Consider the following 21,797-nt stretch of genomic DNA (forward strand, 5'->3'; position numbering starts at 1 on the left):
GGCGCGGAGCAGGGGTTGCGTCCCGCCCGGTGGGACGCGGCGTCGGTCACACACCGGTGACCGACGCCGCGGCAGTGCTGCCGGTCCGGGCCGGCGACGACCTCAGGCCGTGATCGTCGGCTTCATCTCGACGATGCGTGCCAGGAGCCCGTTGACGAACGACGGCGAGTCGTCGGTCGACAGCGATCGCGCGAGGTCGACGGCCTCGTCGATCGCGACGACGTCGGGCACGTCGTCGTTGAAGAGGATCTCCCAGCCGCCGATGCGCAGCAGGGCCCGGTCCACGGCCGGCATGCGGTCGAGCGTCCAGCCGTGAGAGTAGGTCTCGAGCAGCTCGTCGATGCGATCACGGTGTGCGAGCACGCCCTCGACGATGTCGACCGAGTACTGCGGGAGGGCGGTCTGCGCGGTGCCGGGGTCGGCGACGCGCTCCGCGAGGAGGGTCGTCGGGTCCAGGTGACGCTGCTCCGCCTCGAAGAGGACGTCGAGCGCGCGCTTGCGCGCCTTGGTGCGTGCGGCCATGGTGATCGGCTGCCGGGATCAGTCGTTCACGCGGCCGAGGTACGACCCGTCGCGCGTGTCGACCTTGACCCGGGTGCCCTGCTCGAGGAAGAGCGGGACCTGGATCTGGGCGCCCGTCTCGAGCGTCGCCGGCTTGGTGCCGCCCGTCGAGCGGTCGCCCTGCAGGCCGGGCTCGGTGTAGGTGATCTCGAGCACGACGGACGGCGGCAGCTCGATGTAGAGCGGCTGGCCGTCGTTCGTCGCGACGAGCACGTTCTGGCTCTCGAGCAGGTAGTCCTTCGCGTCGCCGACGACCTCGGGCGCGATGGTGATCTGGTCGTACGTCGACGTGTCCATGAACACGTAGTCGGCGCCGTCCATGTACAGGTACTGGTAGTCGCGACGGTCGACGTTGGCCGTCTCGATCTTGAGTCCGGCGTTGAACGTCTTGTCGATCGTCTTGCCCGACAGCACGTTCTTGATCTTCGTGCGGACGAACGCGCCACCCTTGCCGGGCTTGACGTGCTGGAACTCGATCACGGTCCACAGCTGACCGTCGAGGCGCAGCACGGTGCCGTTCTTGATGTCGTTGGTGGTCGCCACGTTCGTCTTCCTGTCGGAGGGTCTACGTGCTCCGCGGAACCCGACGACCCGCGCCGGAGGAGGCACGACGGGACGCCCGGAGGGCGGAGCGGGAAATGGGCCTTGCCGATCTTACCGGAGCCCCACGAGCACCGCGTCCGCCACCACCCCGACGGTGGCCGCCCAGCACATCGACGCGAGCGTCCCGATGACGAAGCGCTCGGAGGCGACCGGGTGCTCGCGCAGCTCCGGGTAGCGCCCCAGGCCCTTGACCGCCACGACGAACGCGATGCCACCCGGCTGGCCGGCGAGCAGGCAGCCGGTGATCGCGAACCGCTCCAGGATGCCGATCCAGGTCCCCCCGCGCAGCGCCTTGACCGCCTCCGTCCCGATGGGTCCGGTCGTGGGCGGCGGTGGCGGCGGGACGGGCACCGCGGACGGGTCCGCCGACCCACCGCCACGCCCGGGGCGACGAACGCGCCCGGGGACGGGCCGCGCCGTCGGGCCTCCCGAGCGCGCGGCCGCGCGCAGCACCCACTGCGTCACCACGCCGCCCCCCAGCACGCTCGCGACGAGCGCGACGAGCCACACGAGCACGACCAGGACGACCGTCACGGGGTCCGTCATCCGTCCACCTCTTCCTCGAGCTCTCCGAGCAGCCGCACGACGAGCGGCCGCACCGCGGCCTCCTCCGGCCACAGCGCCGACCGCAGCCGCTGGCTCACCGCCTGCTCGGTCACCCCGAGCGCACGGGCCACATCCTTCTGCGTGCCACCCACACGCGCGAGCTCGTCCACGGCCTCCCAGCCGCGGGCGGTCCGGCGGTCGGCGACACGGGCGAGCAGCCGCAGCATCGCCTCGACCTCCGCGGCGCGCCCCGGCGCCCCGCCGCGGACGGCCACGGGGGCCGTGGCGGCACGCGACTTGGCCTGCTCGACGGCGTCACGGGCACGCACGAACGCCTCCCCGGACGCCTCGCGCGAGACCGCGGGCAGCGGCTCGTCGACCGGCCCGACGCCCACCCCCACGCTCCACCCGCCGTCGCGCAGGAGGTCGAGCACAAGGTCGACGACCGTTGCCGGATCGTCGAGCACGCCCTGCACCTCGTCGCCCACCGTCCGGTCGAAGGGCACCACGACGCCGGACCGGTCCGCGAGCAGGGCGCTCAGATGCCGCAGGAGGTCCGGCACGAGGTCGGGGCGACCCGTGCTCGAGCGCTGGTCCACGGTGAGGACGAACATGCATCAAGGCTAGAGCATTGATCCAGTCGCATCAAGGCTCCACACCTGATAGGGCAGGATCAAGGGTCGGCGACGCGTCGGCTTCAGCCGGCGAGGCGCGCGGCGACCGCCTCCAGGGCCAGGCGGTAGGAGTCGAAGCCGAACCCGGCGATCGTCCCCGTCGCCACCGCGCCCACGACCGAGTGGGAGCGGAACGCCTCGCGCGCGGCCGGGTTGCTCAGGTGCACCTCGACGAGCAGGAGACCCGACGTCGTGACCTGCGCCGCGGCGTCGCGCACCGCGTAGGAGTAGTGCGTGAACGCCGCCGGGTTGAGCACCACGTGCGCCCGCGCGTCGACCGCCTCGTGCAGCCAGCCGACGAGCTCGGACTCGTCGTCGGTCTGGCGGACGTCCACCGTCAGGTCGAGCGCGCTCCCCCATGCGAGCGCCGACTCCTGCAGGTCGGCCATCGACGCCGAGCCGTAGATCTCCGGCTCGCGCACGCCGAGCCGGCCGAGGTTGGGTCCGTTGAGGACGAGCACGCGTTCCATGGGCCGAGCCTAGCGACTGCGGCCGGGCACGAGGGCGGGGGCCCGACAGCCGGGCGGGGTGCCGGACCTGACCTCAGAGCGCGATCGGGCCGCGGCCCGTGGGGGCGTCGGCGCTGATCTCGGCGTACGCGGCGGCCAGGAGCGTCGGGTCCGGTCCCTCGAGCCGCGTGGGGCGCGCGACGCCGTCGAGCACGACGAAGCGCAGCAGGTCGCCCCGCGTCTTCTTGTCGCGCCGCATCGCGGACAGCAGCTGCTCCCAGCGGTCGCCGCGGTACGTGAGCGGCAGCCCGAGCGAGCCGAGGATCGCGCGGTGGCGCTCGACCACGTCGTCGTCCAGCCTGCCCGCGAGGCGCGCGAGCTCGGCGGCGAAGATCATGCCGACGGACACCGCCGCGCCGTGGCGCCACTGGTAGCGCTCGGTGAGCTCGACCGCGTGGCCCAGCGTGTGGCCGTAGTTGAGGATCTCGCGCAGGCCGGCCTCCTTGAGGTCCTCCCCCACGACGCGGGCCTTGACCGCCACGGACCGCTCGACGAGCTCGGCGACGACGGCCCACGTCTCGTCCGTCGTCGGCCGCGTCCCCCACGCGCTCAGGGCCTCCGCGTGCTCCTCGACGCGCTCGAGGATCCGCTCGTCGGCGATGAACCCCGTCTTGACGACCTCGGCCATGCCGGCGACGAAGTCCCAGCGGCCCAGCGACTCGAGGGCCGCGAGGTCGCACAGCACGCCCGCCGGCGGGTGGAACGACCCGACGAGGTTCTTGCCCTCGGCCGTGTTGATCCCCGTCTTGCCGCCGACGGCCGCGTCCACCATCGCGAGCAGCGTCGTCGGGACGTGGACGACGCGGATGCCGCGCAGCCACGTCGCCGCGACGAAGCCGCCGAGGTCCGTGGTGGCACCGCCGCCGACCGTGACGATCGCGTCCGAGCGTGTGAAGTCCGCCTGCCCGAGCACGCCCCACAGGAAGGCGGCGACCTGCGCGGTCTTGGCCTCCTCCGCGTCCGGCACCTCGGCGACGTAGGCCTCGTAGCCCGACGCCTTGAGGTCCTCGTGGACGACCTCGGCGGTGGTCGCCAGCGCGGCCGGGTGCACGACGAGCACGCGGCGCACGCGCTCGCCCAGCAGGGCCGGCAGCTCGCCGAGCAGGTGCCGGCCCACGACGACGTCGTACGGCTGGTCCCCGGTGACCCGCACCCGGGTCGGCCCTGCGGTCGTGTCGGGGGCGGGGTTCGTGTCGCTCACGCGTGCTCCTGCTCGGCGGTGTCGGTCGGGTGCGGGTCGGACGCCGCCGCGTCGGGCCGCCCGAGGTGGTCGCGGACCTCGCGTGCCACCTGCGCCGGCGTCCGGGCGTCCGTGAGGACGTGCAGGGTCGCGACCCGCTCGTACACCGGTCGGCGTGCCTGCATGAGGGCGGCCCACCGCGCGCGCGGGTTGCCGAGCAGCAGCGGGCGCGACTGGTTGAAGCCGACGCGGGGGGCGGCGTGCGCGAGACTGACGTCGAGGAAGACGACGGTGCCGCCGGCCGCCACGTAGGCGGCGAGCGCGGTCTGCGTGTGCTCGTCGAGGACGGCGCCACCTCCCAGGGCGAGCACGCCGTCGTGCGTGGCGAGCGCCGTCGTGACGGCCTCCCGCTCGAGCTCGCGGAAGTGGGGCTCGCCGTCCTCGACGAAGATGTCGGCCACGGCCTTGCCCGCGACGGTCTCGACGTCGGTGTCGGTGTCACGCTGTGCACAGCTCAGGAGCTCGGCGAGGTGTCGTGAGACGGTCGACTTGCCGCTGCCGGGGGGCCCGACGAGGACGACGACCGGTCGCGTGCCGGCAGGGACGGGGGTCATCAGCGCTGCAGCTCCGGGATCGCCGCGAGGTAGGCCTCGGCGTTGCGGCGGACCTCCGCCACCGAGTCGCCGCCGAACTTCTCGAGCGCCTGCTCGGCCAGCACGAGCGCGACCATCGCCTCGGCGACGACCGCGGCGGGCGGGACGGCGCACACGTCGGACCGCTGGTGCTGGGCCTTCGCGACGTCGCCCGTCACCACGTCGACCGTGGCGAGCGCACGCGGCACCGTCGAGATGGGCTTCATAGCGGCGCGCACGCGCACGACCTCGCCGTTCGACATGCCGCCCTCGACGCCGCCCGCGCGGTTGCTCAGGCGGAGGATCCGGCCGTCGTCGCCACGCTCGATCTCGTCGTGCGCGGCCGACCCCCGGCGTCGCGCCGTGCGGAACCCGTCGCCGACCTCGACGCCCTTGATCGCCTGGATCCCCATGAGGACCGCGGCGAGGCGCGCGTCGAGCCGTCGGTCGCTCTGCGCGTACGTGCCGAGACCCGACGGCACCCCGTACGCGAGGACCTCGACGACGCCCCCGAGCGTGTCGCCCGCCTTCTGGCACTCGTCGATCTCGGCGACCATGGCAGCGGACGTCGCGGGGTCGAAGCACCGCACCGGGTCGGCGTCGAGGGCCGCGACGTCGTCGGGCCCCGGCACGGGCGCGTCCTCGGGCGCCTCGACCGGGCCGATCGCCACGACGTGCGACACGAGCCGGACCCCGAGCGCCTGCTCGAGGAACTTCGCCGCGGCGGTGCCGAGAGCGACACGCGTCGCGGTCTCGCGCGCGGACGCGCGCTCCAGCACGGGGCGGGCGTCCTCGAAGCCGTACTTGCGCATCCCGACGAGGTCGGCATGACCGGGGCGGGGACGCGTGAGCGGGCGGTTGCGGGCGATCTCGCGCTGGTCCCCCGTGCCGGCGTCGACGAGCAGCGCCTCGGGCGGGACGGGGTCCGACGACATGACGTCGACCCACTTGGGCCACTCCGAGTTGGCGATCTCCATCGCGAGCGGGCCACCCTGGGTGCGCCCGTGGCGCAGACCGCCGAGGATGCGCAGCGCGTCCTGCTCGAACTTCTGGCGCGACCCGCGCCCGTAGCCGAGGCGCCGGCGCGCGAGCGCCGCCTGCACGTCGGCCGTCGTGAGCTCCACCCCCGCCGGCAGCCCGTCGAGGATCCCGACCAGCGCCTCACCGTGCGACTCACCCGATGTCAACCAACGCAGCATGAGCGCCATCCTCCCACGCACGCACGACGCCCCGGACGCGCGCCCGTACTACGGACCGGCAACTGCCGAAACCCTGGGTCGTGCGCCGTTCACGGCCTCGGACGGCGCACAACCCGGGGTTCGGCGCCTGTCCGGACGTGGCTGTGGACGACGGCGGCAAGCCCGGTGCGGTTCGCGCTAGCGTGCCGCGCGTGGCACAGCAGGGGGAAGACGTCGTCGCCGAGCAGGGTCCGCTCGACGCGACCGGGGACGACACCACGACGACGCGGCGACCGACGACGCACCGACCGTGGACGCGGCGGCTGCGGACCGAGGCACGCGTCGGCGGGCGGCTCGGGGCGGCGCTCGCCCTGCTCGCCGCGGCGGGCACCGCCGTGTGGTCCGGCCCGTCGTGGGCGACGCCGGCGCTCGTCCTGGTCGCGGCGGCCGGCGCGCTCCTGGCCGTGATCGACGCCAGGACGCACCGCCTGCCCGACGCGATCGTCCTGCCCTCGTGGCTCGGCGTGGTCGGCCTGCTCGCCCTCACCGCGCTCGGTACGGGCGAGGGCGCGGCCATCGTGCGCGCGCTCGCCGGCGGGGCGGTCGGGTTCTGCGCCTACGCCGCGCTGCGGCTCGCCTACCCGCCGGGGCTCGGGTTCGGGGACGTCAAGCTCGCCGGGCTGCTCGCGACGCCGCTCGCGTGGCTCGGGTGGGGTGAGCTCGCCGCCGGTCTCGTGCTGCCGTTCCTGCTCGGCGGCGTCTGGGCCGTGGCTCTCGTCGTGCTGCGCCGCGCGTCCCGGTCCACGGCCGTGCCGTTCGGCCCGTTCATGGTGCTCGGCGCCGCGCTCACCGCCGTCGGCGGGGGCGGCCTGGGCGCCGCGTTCCTGCTCGGTTGACGAGAGACCCGCACCCGTGAGGTCACGGCCACCGAGCCGTGCCGCGGGCCCCGGGACTACACCGTGGCGGCGAGGGCCGTCCCCAGGGCCTCGTCCATCGCCTCGAGCGGCACCGGGCGGCCGGTCATGAGACGCACCTGCTCGGCGGCCTGGTGCAGCAGCATCCGTTCGCCGCCGACGACCGTCCCGCCCGCGCCCGCCCAGGCCGCCGACAGCGCGGTGGGCCGCGGGTCGTAGACGACGTCGAGCAGGACGCCCGCCGGCGCGGATCCCGCGCTCGCCAGTGCGGCGGCGACCGGGTCGGCGGCGCGCGACGGGAGGGTGGCCACCACGACGTCCGCCGTGGCGAGGCTCCCCACGACCCCCGGCCGCTCGAGGTCCAGCACGGCGAACCGGGGCTCGACGCCCATGCGGTGCGCAGCCCGCTGCAGCTCGCCCGTGCGACCGAGCGAGCGCACGAGCACGGTGGGCGTCGTGCAGCCCAGCTGCGCGAGCGCGGCGAGCGTCGAGGCCGCGGTCGCGCCCGCGCCGAGCACGACGGCGGTCGAGACCCGACGATCGCCCAGACCCTCACGCAGCGCCGCGACGAGGCCGTGCACGTCGGTGTTCGTGCCGACGAACGTCGGCCGCTTGCCGCCCATGGGCTGCACGATGAGCGTGTTCACGGCGCCGACGACGTTCGCGAGCGGGTCGACGTGGTCGAGCAGCGGGATGATGGCGTGCTTGAGCGGCATCGTCAGGCTCAGCCCGGCCCACGACGCGTCGAGCCCGTTGACGAGCGCCGGGAGCTGCTCCTCGGTCGTGTCGATCGCCTCGTACGTCCAGCCGTCGAGCCCGAGCGCCGCATACGCAGCGCGGTGCAGCACCGGGGACAGCGAGTGTGCGACGGGGTGCCCGAGCACAGCGGCGCGGCGCGGAGAGGTCGCGCTCACCCGCCGTTCTCCGCGAGCCACTGCTTGAGGTCCTCGACGTTCTGGTTGTGCTCGGCGAGGGTGACGGCGAACCGCGTCTCCTTGGTGTCGTAGTTCACCGTCGTCCAGAAGACCCAGTCCCCGGGCTCCGGGCTCAGCACCGCCTGCATCGCCGGAACCCCCGGGGACGCGATGGGCCCCGGCGGGAGACCGTTGTGCGCGTAGGTGTTGTAAAGGTTCTCGGAGTTCCGCGTGTCCTCAGGTGTCACCTGGTACCCCGGGGGGTTGCCCGTGCCGTACGCGACGGCTGCGTCGATCTGCAGCGGCATCCCCGTCTCGAGCCGGTTCTCGATCGCGCGCGCCATCTTCGGCCGGTCCTCGTCACGCCCGGCCTCGCGCTCGATGAGCGAGGCCTTGATGAGCACCGTCTGGCGGTCGGCGGGAGCGACGCCGAGCTCGTCGAGCTTCATCACCGTCTGGCCGACCATCCGCTGGATGATCGCCGTCGCGTTCTTGTCCGCGGGCTCGAGGACGTAGGTCGTGGGGAACAGCCACCCCTCGTAGTTGCCGTTCGCCTCGGCCGGCAGACCGGTCGCCGCCGTGTCCGCCATCGCGGCCTGGAACTCCGCCACGGGGATGTCGGTCACGGATGCCGCCTTCTCGAGGATCTGCGCAACCGTGTTGCCCTCGGGGATCGTGATCTTCGTCTCGACGCGCGAGTCGTTCGCCACGAGGCGCGCGACGGCGTCCTTCGCCGGCATGCCGAGGAGCAGCGAGTGCGTGCCCGCCTGGATCGTGCCGGAGCTGGGGTTCTGCTCGAACGCCTTGATGAACGCCGCCGAGCTCGCCACGACGCCCGCCTCGGTCAGCACCGCGCCCATCTCGCTCCCGGACGACCCAGGCTCGATCGTCACGTCCACCGGTTCCGTGCCGGGGCCCTCGAAGTCCTTCGCCTCGAGCGGGTTCTCGAACCCGAGGAGGTCCGGGGCGTTCGTGTAGATCACGTACCCGGCGCCGCCCACGACGAGGAGCGAGACGAGCAGCACGGCCAGGGCACGGCGACGCTTGCGCTGGCGTCGTTTCTTCGCCGCGCGGCGCGCTCGCTGGTCCGCGCGCGAGCTGCGTGCGGGCTCGGCAGCCCCCTGGACGGTGGGCCGATCGAAGAGGTCGGTCACGGTCGGTGGTCTCCTGTCGGGTCTACAGGTTGTCCGGCGCGCGCCCCCGCGCTCCGCTCGGCGTCGAGAGCGGATTGCAGAATGATAACGGCCGCGGCCTGGTCGACGACGCTGCGGTGCTTGCGACCGGCGCGTCCCGACGCGTGCAGCGCCTGGTGGGCGCTGACCGTCGTCATCCGCTCGTCGACGAGGTGCACGGGCACGGGTGCGACGACGCGTGCCATCAGTCCAGCGTACGCCCGCACCCCCTGCGCGGCGGCGCCCTCGTTCCCGGAGAGGTGTCGCGGCAGGCCGACGTACACGACCTGCGCGCCACGCTCCGCGACCTCGGTGGCGATCCGGGCGACGTCGGCGGGCGTGCCGGACCCCGCGCGCGTGTCGCGCGCGAGCGTCTCGACCGGCGTCGCGACGAGGCCGTCGGGGTCGCTCGCGGCGAGGCCGACGCGCACGCTGCCGACGTCGACGCCGAGGCGCGCCCCCCGAGTGAGGGGGGCGCGCCCGGCGTCACCGGACGGTGAGGCGACGCCGGTCACGCGGCCGCCGACGCGCCGTCGCGCACGCCCTGGAGCGCGGCCGGCAGGGCCGCCACGTCCGTGCCGCCGCCCTGGGCCATGTCGTCCTTGCCGCCACCGCCGCCGCCGAGGGTCTGCGCCGCGGCCTTGGCGAGCACGCCCGCACGCAGGCCCGCGGCGCGCGCTGAGGCGTTCGTCACGACGACGACCTGCGGGCGGTCCTTCGCGACGCCGCCGACGGCGACGACCGTCGGCTCGGCCTCGCCGAGGCGACCGCGCACGTCGAGCGCGAGGGCGCGCAGGTCGTCCGCGGAGGCGACGTCGCCGGCGTCGTGCACGACGACGCGCGTGCCACCGACGAGCTCGGCGCCCGCCGCGAGCGTGCCCGCGGCCGCGAGGAGCTGCGCCTGGCGGAGCTGCGCGAGCTCCTTCTCGGCGTCGCGCAGGCGCGACACGAGCGAGCCCACGCGGTCGGGCAGCTCCTCCGTGCGCACGTTGAGCAGTCCGGTGAGCTGGCCGACGAGCGCGTGCTCCTTCGCCTGGAACCCGTACGCGCCGTCGCCGACGAGCGCGTCCACGCGGCGCACGCCCGAGCCGATCGAGGACTCGCCGAGCAGCGTGACGAGACCGAGCTGGCCGGTCTGCTGCACGTGCGTGCCCGCGCACAGCTCGCGCGACCAGTCGCCACCGATCGAGACCACGCGCACGACGTCGCCGTACTTCTCCCCGAACAGCGCCATGGCACCCAGGGCGCGCGCCTCGGTGATCGGCATGAGCTGGTCGGTGACCTCGAGGTTCTCCTGGAGCTGGGTGTTGACCCGCTCCTCGATCTCCGACAGCGCACCGCCCGGCACCGCCGAGGACCGGCGGAAGTCGAAGCGGATGCGGCTCGGCGCGTTCTCCGACCCGGCCTGGGTCGCGTCCTTGCCGAGCGACTCCTGCAGGGCCTTGTGGATCATGTGCGTCGCCGAGTGGGCGCGGCTGATCGCCTTGCGGCGGTCGCGGTCGATCGTCGCGGTGCCGGGGTCGCCGAGCGCCGCGGTTCCCTCGACGAGGCGGCCGCGGTGCACGGACAGACCCTTGATCGGGCGCTGGACGTCGTCGACCTCGATGGTCGCGCCGCCGTCGAGCACGATCGTGCCGTGGTCGGCGAGCTGGCCACCGGCCTCGGCGTAGAACGGGGTGCGGTCGAGCACGACCTCGACGTCGGCGGGAGCCGTCGCGGCGGGCGCGGGCACGCCGTCGACGAGCAGGCCCGCGACGCGCACGGCCGCGGACGACTCGGTGTACCCGAGGAACTCCACGGGAGCGGCGAGCTCACCGGCGAGCGACTCGTAGGCCGCGGTATCCACCCCGCCCGACCGCTTGGCGAGCGCGTCGGCGCGCGCGCGCTGCCGCTGCTCGGTCATGAGGGCGCGGAACGCCTTCTCGTCGACCTGGACGCCCTGCTCGGCGGCCATCTCGAGCGTGAGGTCGATCGGGAAGCCGTAGGTGTCGTGCAGCGCGAACGCCTGGTCGCCGCCGAGCCGCGGGGTCCCGTTCGAGCCGGCGGCGGCCTTGGCCTTCGACACGGCCGTGTCGAGGATCGTCGTCCCCGAGGTCAGCGTGCGGCGGAACGCCTCCTCCTCCGCGTACGCGATGGAGGAGATGCGCTCGAAGTCGCTTCCGACCTCCGGGTACGACGCGGCCATCGCGTCACGGCTCACGGGCAGCAGCGCGGGCATCGCCTGGTCCTCGACCCCGAGCAGGCGCATCGCGCGCACGGAGCGGCGCAACAGGCGGCGCAGCACGTAGCCACGACCCTCGTTCGAGGGCCGCACGCCGTCGCTGATGATCATGAGCGCGGAGCGCACGTGGTCGGCGACGACGCGCATGCGCACGTCGTCGTCGTGGTTCGCGCCGTAGCGCTTGCCCGAGAGCTCCTCCGCCGCGGTGATGACGGGGAACACCTCGTCGATCTCGTAGAGGTTGTCCTTGCCCTGGAGCAGGTAGGCCACGCGCTCGAGGCCCATGCCGGTGTCGATGTTCTTGCGCGCGAGCTCGGAGACGATGCGGAACTCCTCCTTGGAGCGCACGTCGTCGATCGCGTACTGCATGAACACGAGGTTCCAGATCTCGAGGTAGCGGTCCTCGTCGACGACGGGCCCGCCCTCCTTGCCGTACGCGGGGCCGCGGTCGATGTAGATCTCCGAGCACGGGCCGGCCGGACCGGGCTGGCCGGTCGACCAGTAGTTGTCCTTCTTGCCGCGCGCCTGGATGCGCTCGTCCGGCAGGCCGGCGATGCGCTTCCACAGCTGCCGCGCCTCGTCGTCGTCGTGGTAGACGGTCACCCAGACCGTCTCGGGGTCGAAGCCGTACTTCCCCTCGTCGCGGGAGCCTGTGATGAGGTCCCACGCGTAGGTGATCGCGCCTTCCTTGAAGTAGTCCCCGAACGAGAAGTTGCCGTTCATCTGGAAGAACGTGCCGTGGCGCGTCGTCTTGCCGACCTCGTCGATGTCGAGGGTGCGCACGCACTTCTGGACGCTCGTCGCGCGGTCCCACGGCGGCGTCTGCTCGCCCGTCATGTACGGGATGAAGGGGACCATGCCCGCGATGGTGAACAGCGTGGAGGGGTCCGGGGAGACGAGCGACGCCGAGGGCACGACGGTGTGGTCGCGGTCGGCGAAGTAGTCGAGCCAGCGCTTGCGGATCTCGGCGGTGCGCATGATGTCCTTCGGAGGCAGTCGGAGTGTCGTGCTGGGTGTCGTGCTGGAGGTCTCGCGCGGCGGCCACGGCGGGCCGACCGCGTCCTAGAAGGAGTACCCGAGGAGGTCCTCGACGCCGTCGGTGTCGTCGAACGGGTCGGCCCCGGCCGGTCGCGCGTGGCGTCCCGACGCCCGGCGTGCCCGGACGGCGTCCGGGTCCTCCTGGCCCTCGGCGAGCAGCGCGGCCATGAGCTCGCGCTCACGCGCGTCGCGGGCGACCGTGAACTCGGTGCGGAAGTCGCGCGCGAGGTGCACGACCCGCTCGCCGAGGTCGTTGACCTGCGCGGTCGCCTGATCGACGAGCGACGCCGGCGCGTAGCGCGCAAGGATCTTCCGTCCGCGGACGACGACCACGACAGTGATCGCGACCCCGACGCCGACCCAGAACACGCGGCGCATCAGCGCGGCCCCTCGTCACGACCGGCACGGCCGGTCGACCGGCCGCGACCGAACGATCGAGCCGCAGCCTGGCGCACGCCGTACGTGAACGCGGCGACCTTGACGAGCGGCGCACCGAAGGTCGCGGCGTACAGGCCCGTGAGCGCGGAGACGTTCTCGCTCACCTGGGCGGCCGACGTCGTGATGGTGTCGACCTTGACGAGCTGGCTGTTGGTCGTCGCGACGGTGGTCGCCGCCTCGTCGAGGATCGGCACCGAGTGGTCCGTGACCTCCTTGATGCTCGCGCGCGCCTCGTCGAGCACCCGGCCGAGCTTGAGCAGCGGCACCGCGAGCAGACCGACGAGCAGCACGAACGCGATGGCTGCGATGAGCCCGGCCACGTCTCCCAAGGACATTCTTCCTCCTGTGCGTTCAGGTGCCTGTCACCCTGCCACGACTTCGCGAAACACTACCCGCACCAGGGCGAGGACCGCCGTCGAGCACGACGCGACGGGACCGTGCCCCGCGCGGCGTAGCGACCGGACCGATCCCGCCCGGACGCACGAACGCCTCGCTCCCCGACGAGGCGGTGAGCGAGGCGTCCGGAGCGGGACTCAGCGCGCGTAGTACTCGACGACGAGCTGGACCTCGCACTGCACGGGGACCTCGGCGCGCTTCGGGCGACGCGTGAGGATCGCGCTCAGCTTCTCGAGCTGGACGTCCAGGTAGGCCGGGACGGTGGGGAGCACGTCGCGGTGCGCGCCGGCGGCGGCGACCTGGAACGGCGTCGTCGCCTGGCTCTTCGGCTTGACCTGGAGGGTCTGGCCGGGCTTCACGCGGAACGAGGGACGGTCCACGATCTTGCCGTCGACGAGGATGTGGCGGTGCGTGACGGCCTGGCGCGCCTGCAGGATGGTGCGGGCGAAGCCGGCGCGCAGCACGAGCGCGTCGAGGCGGGTCTCGAGGTTCTCGACGAGCGCCTCACCGGTCAGGCCCTTGTCCTTGCGGGCGTCCTCGTACGCGCGGGCGAGCTGCTTCTCGCGGAGCATGTACTGGGCGCGCAGACGCTGCTTCTCGCGCAGACGCACCGCGTAGTCCGACTCGGTACGGCGGCGCGCGCGGCCGTGCTCACCCGGGGGGTACGGGCGCTTCTCGAAGTGCTTGACGGCCTTCGGGGTGAGGGCGATGCCCAGGGCGCGGCTCAGGCGGACCTGGCGGCGCGAACGCTTGACAGACGTCACAGCGGTATCTCATTCCTGTCGTGTGGGTACTGACGTCACACCTGGTTCCCGAGCGATCGGGTCCGGGTGCGGGACCAGCCGATGGACCACGTGCCTCTCCGGTGGAGAGACGACGGATCGGGGCCGAGGTCCCAGGTGGTCGCCGTGAAGGCAACCTGAGAAGTCTACCGCACCAGGAGGGGCGTTATCGCGCCGGTGTCGCGTCCTCGCTACCGAGGATGTCGCGGATCCGCTCGAGCCGCTCGGACACCTGGCGCTCGAAACCGCGGTCGCTCGGCGTGTAGTAGCGCGCGCCCACGAGCGTGTCGGGGAGGTGCTGCTGCGCGGCGACGGCGTGCGGGGCGTCGTGCGCGTACCGGTACCCCGTGCCGTGGCCGAGCTGCTTCGCGCCCGGGTAGTGGGCGTCCCGCAGGTGCGGCGGGACCGACCCGGCACGCCCGGCGCGCACGTCCGCGAGCGCCGCGTCGATGCCGAGGTACGCGGCGTTCGACTTGGGTGCCGTCGCGAGGTGCACCACGGCCTCGGCGAGCACGATCCGCCCCTCGGGCATGCCGATGAGCTGCACGGCCTGGGCCGCGGCGACGGCGGTCTGCAGCGCCGACGGGTCGGCGAGGCCGACGTCCTCCGCGGCGGCGATGACGATGCGGCGAGCGATGAAGCGCGGGTCCTCCCCCGCGGCGATCATGCGCGCGAGGTAGTGCAGGGCGGCGTCGACGTCGGAGCCGCGCATCGACTTGATGAAGGCGGAGACGACGTCGTAGTGCTGGTCGCCGTCGCGGTCGTAGCGGACGGCGGCGACGTCGACGGCGCGCTCGACCGTGTCGAGGTCGACGGGGACCGGCCCGGTGTCGGAGGCCGCGGCGTCGGACAGCGCGGCGCCCGCCGCGGCCTCCAGGACGGTGAGCGCCTTGCGCGCGTCGCCTCCGGCGAGGCGCACGAGGTGGCCCTCGGCCTCGTCGGTGAGCGCGACGACGCCGCCCAGGCCGCGTTCGTCGTCGACGGCGCGGCGCACGAGCGCGCGGACGTCGTCGTCCCCGAGGGGTTGCAGGGTCAGGAGGAGCGAGCGGGAGAGCAGCGGGGAGTTGACCGAGAAGCTGGGGTTCTCCGTGGTCGCCGCGACGAGCGTGACCCAGCGGTTCTCGACGCTGGGCAGGAGCGCGTCCTGCTGGGACTTGGAGAAGCGGTGCACCTCGTCGATGAACAGGACGGTCTCCTCGCCGCCGGTCGCGAGACGTCGGCGCGCGTCCTCGACGACGGTGCGCACGTCCTTGACCCCCGCCGTGACGGCGGACAGCTCGACGAAGCGCCGCCCGGAGGCGGTGGCGATGAGGTAGGCGAGCGTGGTCTTGCCCGTGCCGGGCGGGCCCCAGAGGATCACGGACCCAGGCGCCGCGCGCCCGCCGGACGCGTCGGGCTCGATGAGGCGCCGCAGGGGCGAGCCCGGGACGAGCAGGTGGGCCTGGCCTGCGACCTCGTCGAGGGAGGCGGGGCGTACGCGAACGGCGAGCGGAGCCCCCGGCCCGGGACGCGGCGTGCCCTGCGCGCCGGACGTGGCGGCGCCGAAGAGGTCGCCGCCGAAGAGATCACCGGTGGACATGGGCCCGAGCCTACGCACCGCCGCCCACGCGTCGGCGCCTCGCCGGTCGAGGAGGCGCGGGTCGTCCACGGCCGCGCGGTCGATCTGACACGCGGCGAGGCCGGATGGGATGCTGTCGCTCGTGTTCTCGAGCCTCGGTCGTCGCGTCGCCCGTCATCCGCGCCTCACGGTGGTCGCGTGGGTGGTCATCACCGGGCTGGGCTTCGCGCTCGCGCTGTTCGGGGTGCACGGCGAGAGCGTGTTCGACCGGGTGACGACGGGCGCGCCCACGATCCCCGGCTCCGACAGCGCGCGCGCGAACGAGATCCTCGCCGAGAACGACGAGGGCGGGGCCGAGATCACGCTCCTGGTGAGCGCCGTCGACCCCGCCGACCCGCAGGTCGTCGAGGCGATGGCCGGGGTCAACGCCGACCTCGTCGCGATCGAGGGCGTCGACACCGTAATCGACCCGTACGTGGTGCCCGGCGGCGTCCAGGACCCGGTGGCGCAGTCGCTCGTCGCGACCAGCGGCGACGGGTTCCTCACGGTCGTCACGCTGCGCACGGACCTCACCGCGGAGCGCTCGGAGGCCGTGGCCGCGCACGTCGTCGAGCAGCTCGACGCGGTACCGGGAGTGCTCGCGGAGGCGGCCCCCGAGGCCGCCGCTGACGCGACCGGCCTCGTCGGGTCGAACGAGCTCATCGTCGAGGCGATCACGGGCCAGGTCGAGGAGGACCTGACGACGGGCGAGAAGTTCGCCCTGCCCGTCGCGCTGCTCCTCATGGTGCTGGTGTTCGGCGGGTTCCTCGCCGCGGCGATGCCGATGGCGGGAGCGATCGCCTCCGTCGGGACGGGTCTCGGGGTGCTGCTGGGCCTGACGTACCTCCTCGACGTCGACGCGTCCGTGGTCAACGTGGTCACCCTGCTCGGGCTGGGCCTGTCCATCGACTACGGGCTGCTGGTCGTGTCGCGGTTCCGGGAGGAGCTGCACCGCCTGATCGACGCCGGCGACGACCCGTCGCTGCGGCGACGGCGCGGGGACGGGGTCGTGCACGCCGCGCTCGTGCGCACGATGGAGACGGCGGGCCGCACGGTCGCGTTCTCCGCCCTCACCGTCGCGATCTCGATCGCCGGGCTCATGGTGCTCCGGCCGGACATCCTGCGCTCGGTCGGCGCGGGCGGCCTCGGGGTCGTGCTCGTCGCGGTCGCGACGGCGCTCACCCTCGTCCCCGCGCTGCTCGCGTACTCGGGGCGGCGCTTGGCCAGGCCGGGACTGCTCGGCCGGGTGCCCGGTGTGCGGCGCGTCCTGGCCCGCACCGCGGACGTGCAGTCCGACGAGGGCGCGTTCTCCCGCCTGGCGGCACGCGTGCAGCGTCATCCCGTGTGGGTCCTGCTCACGACCGTGGTGGTGCTCGTCGTCCTCGCCCTGCCGGTCCTCGGGCTCCAGATGCGCAACTCCGGGATCGAGCTGCTTCCGGCGAGCTCGCCGCAGCGCGAGTTCGTCGACGAGCTCGCGGCGCAGTACCCGTCGAGCCGGAGCGCGCAGGTCGTCGCGGTCGTCGACGCGAGCGTCGACGACGCGCAGGCCTGGGCCGACGAGCTCGCCGAGCTCGACGGCGTGGCGAGCGTCGACCCCGCCGCCGTGCTCGGCACCTCGTACGCGCTCGTGGGCGTCCACGTCGACACCGACGACGCGGGCGGCCCGGAGGCGGTCTCCGTCGTGCGCGAGGTGCGCGCCACCGACCCGGGCTTCGACGTGTGGGTCACCGGTCAGGCGGCCGGGCAGGTCGACTTCCTCGAGGCGCTCGGCGAGCGCGTGTGGTGGGCCGTCGGGATCGTCGTGGGAGCGACGCTCGTCCTGCTCTTCCTCATGACGGGCTCCGTCGTGGTGCCGGTCAAGGCGCTGCTCACCAACGCCCTGTCCCTCGCCGCGTCCCTCGGCGTGCTCGTGTGGGTGTTCCAGGAGGGCCATCTCGAGGGCCTGCTAGGTTTCACGTCCGTGGGCGGGATCGAGACCTACGTCGTCGCGCTCGTCGTCGCCTTCGCGTTCGGGCTGGCGATGGACTACGAGGTGTTCCTGCTCGCGCGCGTCAAGGAGGTCTACGACGCCGGGCACCCGAACGACGAGGCCGTGCGGCTGGGGCTGCAGCGCTCCGGGCGCATCATCACCTCGGCCGCGGCGATCATCATCGTCGTGTTCGCCGGGTTCGTCTTCGGTGACCTCCTCGTCATCAAGGAGGTGGGTTTCGCTCTCGCCGTCGCGGTGCTCATCGACGCGACGATCGTGCGCCTCCTGCTCGTCCCCGCGACGATGACGCTGCTCGGCCGCTTCAACTGGTGGGCGCCGAAGCCCCTGCGGTGGGTGCACCGCAAGCTCGCGATCGCCCACTGACGCCAGGCCGCGGCGGCGTCTGCGGCGCGACCGGTCGGCGCGACGACGCGCGCAGGGCGCGCCACCCGAGGAGGTGGCGCGCCCTGCGCGCGTGGTGCGACCGTGCCGAGGCGTCAGGCCCCGACCGGAGCCTCCGGGTCGCCCGGCTCGCCCTTCGGCGTGGCGGGCTTCGCGTCGACGCCCGCCTCCTTGCGCTGCTCCGGGGTGATCGGCGCCGGAGCCTGCGTCAGCGGGTCGTAGCCGCCGCCAGACTTGGGGAAGGCGATGACGTCGCGGATCGAGTCCGACCTCGTCAGCAGCGCGACGATGCGGTCCCACCCGAACGCGATGCCGCCGTGCGGCGGCGCGCCGAACGCGAACGCGTCGAGGAGGAACCCGAACTTCTCCTGCGCCTCCTCGGACCCGATGCCCATGACGTCGAACACGCGCTCCTGGACGTCGCGGCGGTGGATACGGATCGAGCCGCCGCCGATCTCGTTGCCGTTGCACACGATGTCGTACGCGTACGCCAGCGCGTCGCCCGGGTTCTGCTCGAACGTGTCGATCCAGTCCGGGGTCGGCGACGTGAACGCGTGGTGCACGGCGGTCCAGGCGGAGTGGCCAAGGGCTACGTCTCCGTCGTCGGTGGCATCTCCCGTGGGCTTGAACAAGGGCGCGTCGACGATCCACACGAACGCCCACGCGTCCTCGTCGATCTGTCCGGTGCGCTTGGCGATCTCCTGGCGCGCGGCGCCGAGCAGCGCGCGCGAGTCCGACGTCTTGCCCGCGGCGAAGAACACCGCGTCACCGGGCTGCGCGCCGGTCGCCTCGCGCAGACCCTCGCGCTCGGCGTCGGACAGGTTCTTAGCGACCGGTCCGGCGAGCGTCCCGTCCTCCTGGAACGTGACGTAGGCGAGCCCGCGAGCGCCGCGCTGCTTGGCCCACTCCTGCCACGCGTCGAACTGGCGGCGCGGCTGCGAGGCGCCGCCGGTCATGACGACGGCGCCCACGTACTCGGCCTGGAACACGCGGAACGGCGTGTCCTTGAAGTAGTCGGTGAGCTCGACGAGCGGGTTGCCGAAGCGCAGGTCGGGCTTGTCGGAGCCGTACAGGCGCATGGCGTCGTGGAACGTCATGCGCGGGATCGGCGTCGGGACGGTGTACCCGATCAGCTCCCAGAGCGAGACGAGGATCTTCTCGGCGAGCGCGATGACGTCGTCCTGCTCGACGAAGCTCATCTCCACGTCGAGCTGCGTGAACTCGGGCTGGCGGTCGGCGCGGAAGTCCTCGTCGCGGTAGCAGCGCGCGATCTGGTAGTAGCGCTCCATGCCGGCGACCATGAGGAGCTGCTTGAACAGCTGCGGCGACTGCGGCAGCGCGTACCAGGAGCCGGGCGCCAGGCGCGCGGGCACGAGGAAGTCGCGCGCGCCCTCGGGCGTCGAGCGCGTGAGGGTCGGCGTCTCGATCTCGACGAAGTCCTCCGCGTCGAGCACGCGGCGCGCGGCCTGGTTGACCTTGGCACGCAGACGCAGCGCGTGCGCGGGCGCGGGGCGGCGCAGGTCGAGGTAGCGGTGCTTGAGGCGCGCCTCCTCGCCGATCGTCTCGGTGTCCGCGAGCGCCGTCGAGACCTGGAACGGCAGCGGGTCGGACGTGTTGAGCACGACGACGTCGCTCGCCACGACCTCGATCTCGCCGGTGGGCAGGGACGGGTTCTCGTTGCCCTCGGGGCGGCGCGAGACCTCCCCCGTGACCTGGAGGACGAACTCGTTGCGGAGCGGGTGCGCGACGGCCTCGTCGCGGATGACGACCTGGGCGATGCCCGACGCGTCGCGCAGGTCGATGAAGGCGACACCGCCGTGATCGCGCCGACGGTCGACCCAGCCCGTGAGGGTGACGGTCTGACCGGAGTGCTCGGCCCGCAGTGAGCCGGCCGTTCGGGTGCGCAGCACGGAGGGTTCCTTCCGAGAGGTGGGGGGTTCGCGTTCCCGGGGCGGGCTCGCGTCCGGACGAGTCTAGTGGGCGGGCGGTGGACCCTGCGCGAGGTCGTGCGCCGAATACTGTTGTCGCCTTCGCGCGCGCGCGTCTCCTGCTACGGGAGGGCGCGCCGGCGGCATGCCGTCCCGGGGGGATCCCCTGCCAGGCACACGAAGGAGACGAGTTCCATGCGACCCACCCAGGACGTCCCGGTCGAGGTGGTCCTCGCCGCACGGTCCGGTGACCGGGCGGCGCTCGACCGCCTCGTCGCGCAGTCCCTCCCCCTGGTGTACAACGTCGTCGGGCGTGCTCTCGACGGGCACCCTGACACGGACGACGTGGTGCAGGAGTCAGTCCTGCGGGTGGTGCATGGTATCGGCTCGTTGGAGCGCGCGCAGTCGTTCCGGTCATGGATGCTGGCGATCACGGTGCGTCAGGTGCGGGACTGGATGCGGCGGCGGAAGGTCGAGCGTGAGCGGCACGCCGACCTGTCGGCGGTCGAGCTCGCCGTGGACCCGGCGGCCGACTTCGTCGCGACGACGATCGACCGGCTCTTCCTCGACGGCGAGCGGCGCGTGCTCGCCCAGGCGACGCGCTGGCTGGATCCTCGTGACCGCGACGTGCTCGCGCTGTGGTGGCTCGAGTCGAGCGGCGAGCTCACGCGGGCCGAGCTCGCCGAGTCCCTCGGCGTCGACCGGCGGCACGCCGCCGTGCGGGTGCAGCGCCTGCGCGAGCGCCTCGCGACGGGACGTGCGATCGTCGTCGCCCTCGACGCGAGCCCACGGTGCGACGGGCTGGCGGAGGTCGCGCGCCGCTGGGACGGTCGTCCGAGCCCGTTGTGGCGCAAGCGGTTCGCGCGGCACGTGCTCGGGTGCGCGCGCTGCGGCGGTGCCGAGGGGACGTCGTCCGAGCGCCTGCTCGCGGGGTTGCCCCTCCTCGTGCCGCCCGCGGCCCTGTCGGCCGCGCTCCGCTCGCTCCCCCCGGGCCAGGTCGGAGCAGAGCCGGCGACGTCGGGACCGCCCGTGCCGGCGGAGCACGGCGAGCTGCTGCCCGTCGTTCGTGCTGGCGCGCGCCCACGGCTGTTGCGTGGCCCGTGGTCCCGTCCCCGCCTCTCGGGGTCGCTCGTCGCGGTCGCCGTGGGCGCCGCCGTGACGGTCGCGGTCGTCGCGACGCTCTCGCTCGGGGGCGCGACCACCGAGCCCACCGTGGCCGCGTCGCTCCCGACGGCGTCGTCGACGACGGGGACGCCGTCGCAGGCGCCCACCCCGGACGCCCGTCCCTCGACGCCTCCGGAGCCGGTCGTCGAGGTCGAGCCGCCCCCGACCGTGAGCGCGCCGGCCGTCGCGGCGGACGCGCCGGCCGAGGCGACGCCTGACACCGTCGCCGCACCGCCCGCCGCGCCGTCCGGCAAGAAGGGTGCCGCGGTGTGGGAGTTCGGCGACGCCGCCCCGGCTCTCACGGCGTCGGGAGCCGCCTGGTACTACACGTGGGGCACGGACCCGGGGCCGGGTGCCGGTTCCGGGGTGGAGTTCGTGCCGATGATCTGGGGCCGGGACCACGTGACGGACGAGAACCTCGCGCGCGCCGCCGGTCAGGGCCGCTACCTGCTGGGGTTCAACGAGCCCGACCTCGGCGGCCAGGCCGAGATGAGCGTCGAGGAGGCGCTCGAGCTGTGGCCCCGGCTCGAGTCGACCGGTCAGGTGCTCGGCAGCCCGGCGGTCGCGTGGGGCGCGGACGCTCCGGACGGGTGGCTCGACCGGTTCCTGCGCGCCGCGGACGAGCGCGGGTACCGCGTCGACTTCGTCACCCTGCACTGGTACGGCGGCGACTTCGACGCGGCGCGGGCGACCGACCAGCTGCGGCGCTACCTCGAGGCGGTCCACGCGCGGTACGGCAAGCCCGTCTGGCTCACCGAGTTCGCGCTCATCGACTTCTCGCAGGGTGTGCGGCACGCGAGCGACGAGGAGCAGGCGGCGTTCCTCGCCGAGGCGACGCGCATGCTCGCGGGGCTCGAGTACGTCCACCGCTACGCGTGGTTCGGGCTGCCCGCGGAGGACGGCCCGTTGCGGTCGGGGCTCTACGGTTCGGGTCCGGTGGCGACGCCGGCGGGCCGCGCGTTCGAGGCCGCGCCCTGAC

General features: G+C 73.6%; 20 protein-coding genes. 3 read left to right on the forward strand and 17 right to left on the reverse strand.

From position 1 onward, the window contains the following. Positions 1-102 precede the first annotated feature (102 nt). The 8 genes from nusB to aroC all read right to left on the reverse strand — a co-directional run bounded on the left by nusB (position 103) and on the right by aroC (position 5,904). Positions 103-522, reverse strand: coding sequence for a transcription antitermination factor NusB (gene nusB / locus AC4H2H_RS07535; protein ID WP_494370177.1), 420 nt, complete (start codon positions 520-522; stop codon positions 103-105). An 18-nt stretch (positions 523-540) separates the two neighbouring features. Continuing rightward, complete coding sequence (gene efp / locus AC4H2H_RS07540) at positions 541-1,104, reverse strand: elongation factor P (protein WP_494370178.1); 564 nt, start codon at positions 1,102-1,104, stop codon at positions 541-543. A gap of 111 nt (positions 1,105-1,215) precedes the next feature. Then, complete coding sequence (locus tag AC4H2H_RS07545) at positions 1,216-1,710, reverse strand: hypothetical protein (protein WP_494370179.1); 495 nt, start codon at positions 1,708-1,710, stop codon at positions 1,216-1,218. Then, the gene (locus AC4H2H_RS07550; protein ID WP_494370180.1) at positions 1,707-2,324 is read right to left on the reverse strand and encodes a hypothetical protein; all 618 of its coding nucleotides are present in this window, start codon (positions 2,322-2,324) and stop codon (positions 1,707-1,709) included. Before AC4H2H_RS07550 ends, AC4H2H_RS07545 begins: the two co-directional genes overlap by 4 nt. Positions 2,325-2,407: 83 nt before the next feature. Then, a complete protein-coding gene (locus AC4H2H_RS07555; RefSeq protein ID WP_494370181.1) occupies positions 2,408-2,854 on the reverse strand; it encodes a type II 3-dehydroquinate dehydratase in 447 nt (148 codons plus the stop codon). 73 nt (positions 2,855-2,927) lie between these two features. Further along, the gene (gene aroB, locus AC4H2H_RS07560; RefSeq protein ID WP_494370182.1) at positions 2,928-4,094 is read right to left on the reverse strand and encodes a 3-dehydroquinate synthase; all 1,167 of its coding nucleotides are present in this window, start codon (positions 4,092-4,094) and stop codon (positions 2,928-2,930) included. Continuing rightward, a complete protein-coding gene (locus AC4H2H_RS07565; protein WP_494370183.1) occupies positions 4,091-4,687 on the reverse strand; it encodes a shikimate kinase in 597 nt (198 codons plus the stop codon). The genes aroB and AC4H2H_RS07565 overlap by 4 nt, the downstream gene beginning before the upstream one ends. Continuing rightward, positions 4,687-5,904: a chorismate synthase gene (gene aroC, locus AC4H2H_RS07570; RefSeq protein WP_494370184.1), complete on the reverse strand. Its 1,218-nt coding sequence runs from the start codon at positions 5,902-5,904 to the stop codon at positions 4,687-4,689. The genes AC4H2H_RS07565 and aroC overlap by 1 nt, the downstream gene beginning before the upstream one ends. Positions 5,905-6,095: 191 nt before the next feature. Between aroC and AC4H2H_RS07575 the strand changes: the two genes are divergently transcribed. Beyond that, positions 6,096-6,779: a prepilin peptidase gene (locus tag AC4H2H_RS07575; protein ID WP_494370185.1), complete on the forward strand. Its 684-nt coding sequence runs from the start codon at positions 6,096-6,098 to the stop codon at positions 6,777-6,779. 56 nt (positions 6,780-6,835) lie between these two features. Here the strand turns inward: AC4H2H_RS07575 and AC4H2H_RS07580 are convergent, their stop codons facing one another. The 8 genes from AC4H2H_RS07580 to AC4H2H_RS07615 all read right to left on the reverse strand — a co-directional run bounded on the left by AC4H2H_RS07580 (position 6,836) and on the right by AC4H2H_RS07615 (position 15,337). Next, positions 6,836-7,711, reverse strand: a complete 876-nt coding sequence (locus AC4H2H_RS07580; protein ID WP_494370186.1) for a shikimate dehydrogenase — start codon at positions 7,709-7,711, stop codon at positions 6,836-6,838. Continuing rightward, positions 7,708-8,865: an endolytic transglycosylase MltG gene (mltG, locus tag AC4H2H_RS07585; protein ID WP_494370187.1), complete on the reverse strand. Its 1,158-nt coding sequence runs from the start codon at positions 8,863-8,865 to the stop codon at positions 7,708-7,710. The genes AC4H2H_RS07580 and mltG overlap by 4 nt, the downstream gene beginning before the upstream one ends. Then, complete coding sequence (gene ruvX / locus AC4H2H_RS07590) at positions 8,862-9,398, reverse strand: Holliday junction resolvase RuvX (protein WP_494370188.1); 537 nt, start codon at positions 9,396-9,398, stop codon at positions 8,862-8,864. The genes mltG and ruvX overlap by 4 nt, the downstream gene beginning before the upstream one ends. Then, positions 9,395-12,082 carry an alanine--tRNA ligase gene (gene alaS, locus AC4H2H_RS07595; protein WP_494370189.1) on the reverse strand — a complete coding sequence of 896 codons (2,688 nt, stop codon included), beginning with the start codon at positions 12,080-12,082 and terminating at the stop codon, positions 9,395-9,397. The genes ruvX and alaS overlap by 4 nt, the downstream gene beginning before the upstream one ends. 84 nt (positions 12,083-12,166) lie before the next feature. Further along, on the reverse strand, positions 12,167-12,520 hold the full coding sequence (locus AC4H2H_RS07600) for a hypothetical protein (RefSeq protein WP_494370190.1): 354 nt from the start codon (positions 12,518-12,520) through the stop codon (positions 12,167-12,169). Next, positions 12,520-12,915: a DUF948 domain-containing protein gene (locus AC4H2H_RS07605; RefSeq protein ID WP_494370191.1), complete on the reverse strand. Its 396-nt coding sequence runs from the start codon at positions 12,913-12,915 to the stop codon at positions 12,520-12,522. The genes AC4H2H_RS07600 and AC4H2H_RS07605 overlap by 1 nt, the downstream gene beginning before the upstream one ends. 198 nt (positions 12,916-13,113) lie before the next feature. Next, the gene (gene rpsD / locus AC4H2H_RS07610; RefSeq protein ID WP_494370192.1) at positions 13,114-13,740 is read right to left on the reverse strand and encodes a 30S ribosomal protein S4; all 627 of its coding nucleotides are present in this window, start codon (positions 13,738-13,740) and stop codon (positions 13,114-13,116) included. A 184-nt stretch (positions 13,741-13,924) separates the two neighbouring features. Then, the gene (locus tag AC4H2H_RS07615; protein ID WP_494370193.1) at positions 13,925-15,337 is read right to left on the reverse strand and encodes a replication-associated recombination protein A; all 1,413 of its coding nucleotides are present in this window, start codon (positions 15,335-15,337) and stop codon (positions 13,925-13,927) included. A 121-nt stretch (positions 15,338-15,458) separates the two neighbouring features. Between AC4H2H_RS07615 and AC4H2H_RS07620 the strand changes: the two genes are divergently transcribed. Further along, positions 15,459-17,708, forward strand: coding sequence for an MMPL family transporter (locus AC4H2H_RS07620; protein WP_494370194.1), 2,250 nt, complete (start codon positions 15,459-15,461; stop codon positions 17,706-17,708). A 113-nt stretch (positions 17,709-17,821) separates the two neighbouring features. Here the strand turns inward: AC4H2H_RS07620 and aspS are convergent, their stop codons facing one another. After that, positions 17,822-19,636: an aspartate--tRNA ligase gene (gene aspS, locus AC4H2H_RS07625; RefSeq protein WP_494370195.1), complete on the reverse strand. Its 1,815-nt coding sequence runs from the start codon at positions 19,634-19,636 to the stop codon at positions 17,822-17,824. Between the two features lie 213 nt (positions 19,637-19,849). Here aspS and AC4H2H_RS07630 point away from each other — a divergent pair, with 213 nt between their 5' ends. Further along, positions 19,850-21,796 (forward strand): sigma-70 family RNA polymerase sigma factor, encoded by a 1,947-nt coding sequence (locus tag AC4H2H_RS07630; RefSeq protein WP_494370196.1) that lies wholly within the window; start codon positions 19,850-19,852, stop codon positions 21,794-21,796. Position 21,797: the final 1 nt, after the last annotated feature.

The sequence above is a fragment of the Cellulosimicrobium sp. BMG9.22 genome (genome assembly GCF_059159975.1).

Coding starts and splice junctions, on each gene's coding strand:
- nusB (WP_494370177.1), bottom strand. CDS start 522: ATGGCCGCACGCACCAAGGCGCGCAAGCGCGCGCTCGACGTCCTCTTC.
- AC4H2H_RS07545 (WP_494370179.1), bottom strand. CDS start 1,710: ATGACGGACCCCGTGACGGTCGTCCTGGTCGTGCTCGTGTGGCTCGTC.
- AC4H2H_RS07550 (WP_494370180.1), bottom strand. CDS start 2,324: ATGTTCGTCCTCACCGTGGACCAGCGCTCGAGCACGGGTCGCCCCGAC.
- AC4H2H_RS07555 (WP_494370181.1), bottom strand. CDS start 2,854: ATGGAACGCGTGCTCGTCCTCAACGGACCCAACCTCGGCCGGCTCGGC.
- AC4H2H_RS07565 (WP_494370183.1), bottom strand. CDS start 4,687: ATGACCCCCGTCCCTGCCGGCACGCGACCGGTCGTCGTCCTCGTCGGG.
- aroC (WP_494370184.1), bottom strand. CDS start 5,904: ATGCTGCGTTGGTTGACATCGGGTGAGTCGCACGGTGAGGCGCTGGTC.
- alaS (WP_494370189.1), bottom strand. CDS start 12,082: ATGCGCACCGCCGAGATCCGCAAGCGCTGGCTCGACTACTTCGCCGAC.
- AC4H2H_RS07600 (WP_494370190.1), bottom strand. CDS start 12,520: ATGCGCCGCGTGTTCTGGGTCGGCGTCGGGGTCGCGATCACTGTCGTG.
- AC4H2H_RS07605 (WP_494370191.1), bottom strand. CDS start 12,915: ATGTCCTTGGGAGACGTGGCCGGGCTCATCGCAGCCATCGCGTTCGTG.
- AC4H2H_RS07615 (WP_494370193.1), bottom strand. CDS start 15,337: ATGTCCACCGGTGATCTCTTCGGCGGCGACCTCTTCGGCGCCGCCACG.
- AC4H2H_RS07630 (WP_494370196.1), top strand. CDS start 19,850: ATGCGACCCACCCAGGACGTCCCGGTCGAGGTGGTCCTCGCCGCACGG.